The sequence below is a fragment of the Streptomyces aureoversilis genome, assembly GCF_042657885.1.
Taxonomy (GTDB): Bacteria; Actinomycetota; Actinomycetes; order Streptomycetales; family Streptomycetaceae; genus Streptomyces; species Streptomyces aureoversilis.
In genome coordinates, this window is record NZ_JBHSKJ010000026.1 from 97,527 (window position 1) to 103,526 (window position 6,000).

Below are 6,000 nucleotides of genomic sequence, written 5' to 3' on the forward strand. Positions count from 1 at the left end.
CCGCCCCGGTGCACGAGGAAGGGCCCGGAAGGGGCCCTCAGCCCGCCCGGCGCATCCGCGCCGTCCGGTGCACGGGATCCGTGTCGATCTTCGGGATGACGTGCTCGCCGATCAGCCGGATCGTGCGCATCGTGTCCTCGTACGGCACCCCGACCGGCAGCCCGAACGCCAGCTGGTCCGCGCCCGCCTGTTCCCACCGCTTGCACTGGCGGAACACCTCGTCCGGGTCGCCGCAGATCATCAGCTCCTCGGCGATGAGGAGTTCGATGACCTCCTCGGTGTACTCCGGCAGCAGCTCGGGCCACTGCGGGATGCCCTCGGGGCGGGGGAAGGTGTCGTGGTAGCGGAAGAGCAGCGACTGCAGGTAGTGCAGCCCGCCCGAGGCCGCGATCTCCACGGCCTTCGCGTGCGTCTCGGCGCAGACGGCCGTGGACGTGACCATGACGTTGTCGTTGACGTAGGCGCCGACGGGCTCGGCGGCCGCGATCGCCGTCTTGTACGAGTCGACGACCCACTCCATGTCGGCGACCTTCTGCACGCTGAAGCCGAGCACGCCGAGCCCCTTGCGGGCGGCCATCTCGTACGACGATGGCGACCCGGCCGCGTACCACATGGCGGGGTGCGCGGGCCCGTACGGCTTGGGCAGCACCTTGCGCGGCGGCAGCGACCAGTGCTTCCCCTGGAAGCCGGGGTACTCGTCCTCCAGCCACATCCGGGGGAACTCGGCGATCGTCTCCTCCCAGATCTCCTTCGTGCGGTTCATGTCGGTGATGCCCGGCAGGAACCCGAGGATCTCGTGGCTGCCCGCGCCGCGTCCGGTGCCGAACTCGAAGCGGCCGCGGGAGAGATGGTCGAGCATGGCGGCCTTCTCGGCGACCTTGGCCGGGTGGTTGACCTGCGGCAGCGGGTTGAAGATGCCGGAGCCGAGGTGGATGCGGTCGGTCGCGTGGGCGAGGTAGCCGAGGAAGACGTCGTTGGCGGAGAGGTGCGAGTACTCGTCGAGGAAGTGGTGCTCGGAGGCCCAGGCGTATTTGAAGCCGGACTTGTCGGCCTGGATGACGTACTCGGTCTCCTCCATCAGTGCGTGGTGCTCGGCCTGCGGGTCACCCCTCCGCCGGCCCTCCGGAACGTAGCCCTGCACGAAGATCCCGAATTCCACGGAGGTTCACCGTCCGTCCGCTCGCTCGTTGCCCGTCAGCCCGTTTCGTTGTCCGTCAGCCCGCTCGTCCACCCGAGACTTTCTGACGCAACGTCAGATTGGGAAGATGGGTGAGACTCTGGCACCGGCGCACGGGAGCGTCAAGACACCGGCAGCGGAACCCCGGCCAGCCATCCGCCGTCCACGACGAAGTGCTGCCCGGTCACGTACGAGGAGTCGTCCGCCGTCAGGTAGAGGGCCAGCCTCGCCACCTCCTCCGGGCGTCCGATCCGGCCCATGGGCACCGCCTTCCGGTAGAACGCGGCCGCCGCGGCCGCCGCCCGGCCCGGGTCGGCGGAGGGGTCGAGGACCGCCGGGTCCGTCATGGGGGTGTCGATCGCGCCAGGGCACACGGCGTTGACCCGGATGCCCCGGGCCGCCAGCTCCAGGGCGGCCACCCGGGTCATGGCGAGGACGGCCGCCTTCGAGGCCGCGTAGGAGACGAGGAAGGGCATGCCGGCCAGCGCGGCGTACGAGGAGGTGTTGACGATGGTGCCGCCGCCCGCCGCCGCCAGTTCGGGCGCAACCGCGCGCATGCCGAGGAAGGCGCCGAGCTGGTTGACGCGGCAGACCTCCTCGAACTCCTGCGGGGGTGTGTCGGCCAGCTGGTTGCAGCGCAGGATGCCGGCGTTGCCGACGAGCCCGTCGAGTCCGCCGAAGGCCTCCTTGGCGGTGGCGACGGCCCCCGCCCAGTCCGCCTCCTCGCCTACGTCCAGATGGACGTAGGCAGCGACGTCAGGACCCAACTCCCCGGCCACGGCGCTCCCCTGCTCGTCCAGGACGTCCGCGAGGACGACCTTCGCGCCCTCTTCGGCGAACAGCCTCGCCTCCTGCTCGCCTTGCCCGCGCGCCGCACCCGTGATGAGCACGACACGCCCGTCGAGTTTGCCCATGGCGTGTTTTTACCTCCGTCGCATTCATCGCACCGCTGCAAGGCCTGGCGGAGCGCTCAGTCGTCCAGCAGCGGCGCGACCCCGTCCGCGAACGCCTCCATCTGGTCGAGCAGTTCGCCGAGGTCGCGGCAGCGGAACCGGACCTGGATCTGGTTCACGCCCATCGCCCCGTACACCCGCAGCGACTCCGCGAGCGTGCCCGGGCGGCCGGTCAGCGTGCGGGCGCCCGTGTCCCAGGAGGGCGTGCCCACGTAGAGCGCCTCGGTGATCGCCCCGACCGCGAAGGGGCCGCCGAGCCCGCCCAGCCCGGCCTCCTCGCGCAGCCGCCGCAGGGTGGCGATGCGCTGCGGCAGCTGATCGCGCCGGTCGCCCTGCGACAGCCAGCCGTCGCCCCGCTGCGCCGCCCGGCGCAGCGCCGCGGGCGAGGAGCCGCCCACCCAGAGGGGCGGGCGCGGCGTACGGGCGGGCCGGGGCGCCTGCCCGAGGCCGCGGAAGGCGAAGCGCCGGCCGCTGAACTGCGGGAACTCCGAAGGCCCCAGGGCCTCTTTGAGCGCGTCGACCGTCTCGTCGAGGATCGCGCCGCGCCGCCCGAAGTCCACGCCGAGCGCCTGGAACTCCTCGCGCACGTGCCCGGCGCCGACCCCGAGGACCAGCCGGCCCCCGGCGAGCCGGTCGACGGTGGCGTACTGCTTGGCGAGCGCGAGCGGGTGCCGGAGCGCGGCCACGGCGACGTGGCTGAGCAGCAGGGTGCGCTCGGTGACGGCGGCGAGGTGGGCGAGGGTGGCCACCGGGTCGTACCAGACGGTGCCCATGGCGGCGGCCAGGCGCACGGGGACGGCGACGTGGTCGCAGGTCGCGAGGTAGGCGAAGCCGAGCCGGTCGGCGGCCGCGGCGACCTCCCGCAGCTCGGCGGGGCCCGCCTCGACCTCCCACGGCTCGGCGTAGAGGGTGCTGAGGGAGGTGACGGGCAGCTGCATGCCGTACGAGAGGCGGCCTTCGGGCAGCACCTGCAGGCCCGAGGGTGACACCCTCGCGGCCCGCCGCTCACCCGGCCGCATGCGCCCACAGCCCTTCCTCCGTGAGCCCCAGCAGCTCGATCGCGTTGCCTCGCACGATCCGTTCCACGACGTCCGGCGCCAGGTGCCCCATCTGCTCCTCGGCCACCTCCTTGGAGCGGGGCCAGGTGGAGTCGGAGTGCGGGTAGTCGGTCTCGTAGAGGACGTTGCCGACGCCGATCGCGTCGAGGCTGCGCAGCCCGAAGGCGTCGTCGAAGAAGCAGCCGTGGACGTGCTCGGCGAAGAGTTCGGAGGGCGGCCGCAGGACCTTGCCGGCGACGCCGCCCCAGCCGCGGTTCTGCTCCCAGACGACGTCCGCGCGCTCCAGGGTGTACGGGATCCAGCCGATCTGCCCCTCGGCGTACATGATGCGCAGGTCCGGGAAGCGGTCGAAGGCGCCGGACATCAGCCAGTCGGCCAGGGAGAAGCAGCAGTTGGCGAAGGTGATGACGGAGCCGACGGCGGCCGGCGCGTCCGCCGAGGTGGACGGCATGCGCGAGGAGGAGCCGATGTGCATGGCGATGACGGTGCGGGTCTCGGCGCAGGCGCGCAGGAAGGGGTCCCAGGCGTCGGTGTGGACGGAGGGGAGGCCGAGGTGCGGGGGGATCTCGGAGAAGCAGACGGCGCGCACGCCGCGCCCGGCGTTGCGGCGGACCTCGGCGGCGGCGAGTTCCGCGTCCCACAGGGGGACGACGGCGAGCGGGATCAGGCGGCCGTGCGCCTCGGGGCCGCACCACTCCTCCACCATCCAGTCGTTGTACGCGCGCACGCCCAGGAGGGCGAGTTCGCGGTCCGACGCCTCGGTGAAGGTCTGCCCGCAGAAGCGCGGGAACGTGGGGAAGCAGAGCGCGGACTGGACATGATTGCGGTCCATATCGGCCAGGCGTTCCGGGACGCTGTAGGAGCCGGGCCGCATCTGTTCGTACGTGATTCCCTCCAGCCTGACCTCGTCCCTGGAGTATCCGACGGCGGTATCCAGCCGTGTGAGCGGACGGTGCAAATCCTCATAGATCCACCAGTCCGCCTCCGGGCCGGGGTCCCCCGCGGCGCCCATGACCGGACTGAACCTCCCGCCGACGAAGGTCAACTCCTTGACGGGCGCGCGGACGATCCGCGGTCCGACGTCGCGGAACTTCGCCGGTAGCCGGTCCGACCAGACGTGAGGAGGCTCGACCGTGTGATCGTCCACCGAGATGATCCTGGGGATGCTCTCCATGGCTGACACGTTAGCGACGATCTGACGATCCGTCAGTAAGGTGCGTGCGGGGCCGTGGGGCGGTCTCCGGCAGGCCTTGTGGAGAGGCCGGACCCCTGCTGACGCAGAGCCCCCCGACAAGGCAGACTGGCCGTGCGACCGAGCGGGACAAGCAGGGGGTCACCATGGCCGGCGACACAGGGCACGGGCAGCAGCTCCGATTCACCGTGCTCGGGCCCGTCCGGGCCCGCCGCGGCGGGGAACTGCTGAACACCGGCTCGCCCCAGCAGCGGGCGCTCCTCGCCGCCCTGCTGCTGCGCGGCGGCCGCACCGCGACCGCGCCCGAGCTGGTCGACGCCCTGTGGGGGGAGGAGCCCCCGCACGCCGCCCTCGCCGCGCTGCGCACCTACGCCTCCCGGCTCCGCAAGGCGTTCGGGCCCGACGCGGACGCCCTGGTCAGCGAGTCCGGGGGGTACGCGATCCGGATCGGCCTCGGCTGCCTCGACATCGACCGGGCCGAACACCTCGTCGCCGAGGCCGAGAAGACCCGCGCCTCGGGCGACCGCCACCGCGCCCGCGACCTCATCAACGAGGCCCTCGGCGTCTGGGACGGCGAGCCCCTCGCCGGTCTGCCCGGGCCGTACGCGGAGACGCAGCGCACGCGCCTGGAGGAGTGGCGGCTGTCGCTCATCGAGACCCGCCTGGACCTGGACCTGGAGGTCGGCAGCCACGCGGAGGCCGTATCGGAGCTGACCGCCCTGACCGCCGCCCACCCGCTGCGCGAGCGCCTGCGCGAGCTGCTGATGCTCGCGCTCTACCGCAGCGGCCGCCAGGCGGAGGCCCTCGCCGTCTACGCCGACACGCGCCGCCTCCTCGCCGACGAGCTGGGCGTCGATCCGTGCCCCGAGCTGTCCGAGCTCCAGCAGCGCATCCTCAACGCCGACGCCGACCTCGCCCTGCCCTTCGTCCCGGACGACCGGCCCTGCGCCGGCCCGGCCTTCATCCGGCCCGCGCAGCTGCCCGCGACGGTCTCCGACTTCACCGGGCGCGCGGCCTTCGTGGACGAGCTCGGCGACCAGCTGGCGACGTGCTCCGGCGGGGTGATGGCCGTCTCCGCGGTGGCAGGCATCGGCGGCGTCGGCAAGACGACGCTCGCGGTGCACGTCGCACACGCGGCGCGCCACCACTTCCCCGACGGGCAGCTCTACGTCGACCTGCAGGGCGCGGGACCGCTGCCCGCCGAGCCGGAGGCAGTGCTCGGATCGTTCCTGCGCGCACTCGGAATCCCTGACTCCGCCATCCCCGAGGGCGTCCAGGAGCGGTCCGCGCTCTTCCGCTCCACCCTCGACGGCCGCCGCGTCCTGGCCCTGCTGGACAACGCCCGCGACGCCGCCCAGGTCCGCCCGCTGCTGCCCGGCACGGAAGGCTGCGCGGCGCTCGTCACGAGCCGGACGCGCATGGTGGGCCTGGCCGGGGCCCACCTGGTCGACCTGGACGTGATGAGCCCGGACGAGGCGCTGGTGCTCTTCACGCGGATCGTGGGCGCCGAGCGGGTGGAGGCCGAGCGGGACGCCGCGATGGACGTCGTGGCGGCGTGCGGCTTCCTGCCGCTGGCCATCCGCATCGCCGCCTCCCGCCTCGCCGCCCGCCGCACCTGGA

Annotated in this window: 5 protein-coding genes; 1 reads left to right on the plus strand and 4 read right to left on the minus strand. The window is 72.9% G+C overall.

From position 1 onward, the window contains the following. Positions 1-37 precede the first annotated feature (37 nt). The 4 genes from ACFPP6_RS32750 to ACFPP6_RS32765 all read right to left on the minus strand — a co-directional run bounded on the left by ACFPP6_RS32750 (position 38) and on the right by ACFPP6_RS32765 (position 4,362). A complete protein-coding gene (locus ACFPP6_RS32750; RefSeq protein WP_382050021.1) occupies positions 38-1,159 on the minus strand; it encodes an LLM class flavin-dependent oxidoreductase in 1,122 nt (373 codons plus the stop codon). 140 nt (positions 1,160-1,299) lie between these two features. Further along, positions 1,300-2,091 carry an SDR family NAD(P)-dependent oxidoreductase gene (locus tag ACFPP6_RS32755; RefSeq protein ID WP_382050023.1) on the minus strand — a complete coding sequence of 264 codons (792 nt, stop codon included), beginning with the start codon at positions 2,089-2,091 and terminating at the stop codon, positions 1,300-1,302. Positions 2,092-2,147: 56 nt separating this feature from the next. After that, the gene (locus ACFPP6_RS32760; protein WP_382050025.1) at positions 2,148-3,149 is read right to left on the minus strand and encodes a TIGR03619 family F420-dependent LLM class oxidoreductase; all 1,002 of its coding nucleotides are present in this window, start codon (positions 3,147-3,149) and stop codon (positions 2,148-2,150) included. Further along, positions 3,136-4,362: an amidohydrolase family protein gene (locus ACFPP6_RS32765; protein WP_382050027.1), complete on the minus strand. Its 1,227-nt coding sequence runs from the start codon at positions 4,360-4,362 to the stop codon at positions 3,136-3,138. The genes ACFPP6_RS32760 and ACFPP6_RS32765 overlap by 14 nt, the downstream gene beginning before the upstream one ends. A gap of 164 nt (positions 4,363-4,526) precedes the next feature. Here ACFPP6_RS32765 and ACFPP6_RS32770 point away from each other — a divergent pair. After that, positions 4,527-6,000, plus strand: a 1,474-nt coding sequence (locus ACFPP6_RS32770) for an AfsR/SARP family transcriptional regulator (protein ID WP_382050029.1), incomplete at its 3' end; no start/stop codon positions are given.